Source organism: Microbacterium sp. bgisy189 (assembly GCF_965345345.1).
Lineage (GTDB): Bacteria > Actinomycetota > Actinomycetes > Actinomycetales > Microbacteriaceae > Microbacterium.
This window is the reverse complement of record NZ_CBDRMZ010000018.1, coordinates 1-2,974: the sequence shown is the minus strand read 5'-3', so window position 1 is coordinate 2,974 and position 2,974 is coordinate 1. Positions and strand designations below refer to the sequence as shown.

Sequence of the window (2,974 nt, the reverse complement as noted above, 5' to 3'; positions counted from 1 at the left end):
ACTCGTCTGGCGCTTGTCGGCCGAGCCGAACGGGCTGATCCGCGCGAGGAGGCCGCTCAACTGGAGCTCAGCGCGCCCCGGACGATCGAGTCGCCGGAGTGACCGGGATCGCCGTCAGCGCTCTCCTGCGAGATGTCGACGACCGTGAAGGCATCGAGATCGACGTCGTCGGGCACCGGGAACACGCCGTCTTCACCCTCCAGGATGCCGAGACTCACCAGGTCGGATGCGTCGGCGGTCAGCAGCCACACCTCGCGATAGCCGTCGTCGGGAACGCTCGCGTCGAGTCGCACGACGACCTGGCTGTGGCCGTCGACCCGCTCGAGAGCGGCCTCGCCGTTCGCGCCCTGCCATTCGGGGAAGCCGTCGAGGGTGGCCTCCGACACGACGTCGGCGCGCGGCACGATACCGCCCGAGGCCCAGACACCCACGACGATGACGGCGGCCGCGGCGACGGCGCCGAGCGCGAGGAACATCGGACGACGGCGCAGGCGACGACCCGAGCCCCGCGCGACGTGATGGCCCGCTGCCGCATCCGCCCCTCCGGCCGGAGAGTGCTCGAAGGAGAGTTCACGGGCGATGCTGTCCCACACATGGGCGGGCGGGGCGAGGAGCGTATCGGACGAGGCGGCACGGCCCGCGACCACGGCGCGCTGGAAGGCGTGGACCTCGCTTCGGCAGTGTTCGCAAGACTCGGCGTGCGCGAGGTCTTCGGGCGCGATGCGCTCACCGAGGGCGAGGAGCGCAGCGACATCGGCGTCAAGATGCGACATGGGCGGCCTCCAATCGGGTTCGCAGGCGGGTGAGACTTCGGCGGAGATGACTCTTCACGGTACCGAGTGGCAGGTTCAGCCGCTCGGCGATCTGACCGTGGGTGAGATCGTCGTAGAACGCAAGGGTCACGACGGCCCTCGCATCGGGTTCGAGGTTGGCGAGCTCGTCGGCGACGAGGATCGAGTCGGTGACGTCGGGAGCGTCGACGACCGGTTCGGGCGTCACCGCCATCACCGCCTGCTCCAGGCGGGCCGCGCGGGCGCGCGCCTCATGGGCATCGGCGATCCTGCGCCGCGCGATGGCGACCAGCCATGCGCCCAGCGGGGCGCGGTCGGCCCGGTACGAGGAGCGCGAGGTCCACGCGGAGACGAAGGTCCGCTGCGTGATGTCCTCTGCTTCGGCCGGGTCTCCGGTCGACCGGACGGCGAGGGTGTAGATCACCCGTCCCCACCGGTCGTACATCGCTTTGAGCGCGCTCTCATCCCCCGCGGCGAAACGCTCCGCGAGCTCCATATCCTCGTCGACGACGTACTCCTTCGATACCGGTCGGACGGATGCGCTCGCGATGATCATGAAGCAGCCCGAGCAACCATCACCACGTTATCGCTGTAGCTGCGGGTTTGGGCATCGAATGAGCCTCCGCAGGTGATGACGACGAGCGTGGGCTCGCCATCCCGGACGAAGAGGTCTTCGACCGGCAGCTGCGCGCGCGGGATGTAGGTCACCGTGTCGATGACGTAGCGGGTGCGTACGCCGTCGGCATCCGTCACCGTCACCTCGCTCCCGGGCTCACTCTGTCGCAGCTGTGCGAGCGGGCCGACGCCGTATTCGCGGTCGTCCACATGAGCGGCGAGCACGGTGGCGCCGGTGGCGTCGGAGGGAGCCTTCCCGAACCGGTACCACCCGGCGATGGAGGGACGCTCCGGGATCTCCATGCTCCCGTCGGCCTGCACGCCGACCGGGACGATGGGCATCTCCACGTCGAGCGCCGGGATCTCGAGACGCTCCGGGGCGACCCTTTCGGCGACGGGCTTCGGTGTCGCGGGCGAGACCGGCACCGACGCGCGGGGCGAGGGTGCCGGGCCCGCGGGCGCGGGCTCCTCAGTGCGCAGATCGGGATCCTGCGCGCTCCGCGCCGGTGCCTCGGAGGCCGGTGTGGGGGCACCGACCTCCGAGGCGGGGGCGCATGCCGTCACCATCCCGACGGCCAGGACGAGCGCGGCCGCGAAAACGGATCGAGACGACATGATCATCACTCAGCGACGAGCGGTCGCGGTGCGAGCGGCCATCGCGCCACCGGCGACGAGGGCGGCCACGAGGCCGGCGCCGCCGGCGATCAGCCAGCCGTTCGTGCCGTTCTCGGCGACGAGACCGGCCGAACCGGTGTTCACGCCGTCAGGGCCGGAGTGCAGGCCCTCGACCGTCTGCACGGCGAGCTGGAGGTTGCCGTCCTCAGCGCTGCCCCACGCGTAGACCATCGTCAGGACGCCTTCCTGGACCTCGACGTCAGCCGGCCCGATGACCGGTTCCGTCGTGCCCTCGAGGGCGACGGCGGCGCTCACGGTGCCCGCGGCCAGGTCGAGGGAGGCCTCCTCCGGGTTCGCGAGGCCGGTCATGACGGCCTCGCCGCCCGCGAGGATGTCGACGGCGGGAGCGGCGGCCACGTGACGGACCGTCAGACGGCCTTCGCCGGCGGCGGTCTCGGAGGTGTCGTTCGTGAACAGGTTGGCCGTCGGCTGGCCGTCGGCGTCGAGGTGGGCGACGGCGGTGTAGTTCATGCCGCCTTCGAGGGCGAGGTCGATGGGGCCGAGGACCGGCTCGGAGTCGTCTTCGGCGTCGGCTGCGGTCAGCGCGACGGCGTAGGTGCCGGCGGGAAGCTCGAGGGGCCCACCCAGGTCGCCCGGCTGGAAGTCGTCGATCGTCAGCTCACCGTCGACGTAGACGTCGACCGGGGTGTCGGGGATGCCGTGCAGCACCGAGAGATCGGCGGTGTCGCTGGTCGCAGCGGTCGCGGGAGCGAACGCGGTGAACGCGACGGCGGCACCGAGGGCGATGCCGGCGGAGAGTGTCTTGCGCATGAGGAACTCCTTGCTGATTCGGCGCGACCTGTTCGCGCTGTCACAGAGGTATTCCGACGCACACCTTCATTTGGATGCACCTGAATGAAAAAACTTTTGAAATGGATTCTCAGTCGTCGTCG

The 2,974-nt window shown here is 70.3% G+C and carries 4 protein-coding genes; all 4 read right to left on the bottom strand.

The window, feature by feature from the left end; all coding sequences use genetic code 11:
• Positions 1 to 56: 56 nt before the first annotated feature.
• Genes ACSF8R_RS14550 through ACSF8R_RS14535 form a run of 4 tightly spaced genes read right to left on the bottom strand, consistent with a single transcriptional unit; the run spans position 57 to position 2,852 of the window.
• On the bottom strand, positions 57 to 773 hold the full coding sequence (locus ACSF8R_RS14550) for an anti-sigma factor domain-containing protein (protein WP_434812448.1): 717 nt from the start codon (positions 771 to 773) through the stop codon (positions 57 to 59).
• The gene (locus tag ACSF8R_RS14545) at positions 760 to 1,347 is read right to left on the bottom strand and encodes an RNA polymerase sigma factor (RefSeq protein ID WP_434812447.1); all 588 of its coding nucleotides are present in this window, start codon (positions 1,345 to 1,347) and stop codon (positions 760 to 762) included. Before ACSF8R_RS14545 ends, ACSF8R_RS14550 begins: the two co-directional genes overlap by 14 nt.
• Complete coding sequence (locus ACSF8R_RS14540) at positions 1,344 to 2,021, bottom strand: class F sortase (protein ID WP_434812446.1); 678 nt, start codon at positions 2,019 to 2,021, stop codon at positions 1,344 to 1,346. Before ACSF8R_RS14540 ends, ACSF8R_RS14545 begins: the two co-directional genes overlap by 4 nt.
• Before the next feature lie 9 nt (positions 2,022 to 2,030).
• Entirely contained in the window at positions 2,031 to 2,852 is an 822-nt protein-coding gene (locus ACSF8R_RS14535; protein ID WP_434812445.1) for a DUF4397 domain-containing protein, read from the bottom strand.
• Positions 2,853 to 2,974 lie beyond the last annotated feature (122 nt).

Coding starts and splice junctions, on each gene's coding strand:
- ACSF8R_RS14550 (WP_434812448.1), bottom strand. CDS start 773: ATGTCGCATCTTGACGCCGATGTCGCTGCGCTCCTCGCCCTCGGTGAG.
- ACSF8R_RS14545 (WP_434812447.1), bottom strand. CDS start 1,347: ATGATCATCGCGAGCGCATCCGTCCGACCGGTATCGAAGGAGTACGTC.
- ACSF8R_RS14540 (WP_434812446.1), bottom strand. CDS start 2,021: ATGTCGTCTCGATCCGTTTTCGCGGCCGCGCTCGTCCTGGCCGTCGGG.
- ACSF8R_RS14535 (WP_434812445.1), bottom strand. CDS start 2,852: ATGCGCAAGACACTCTCCGCCGGCATCGCCCTCGGTGCCGCCGTCGCG.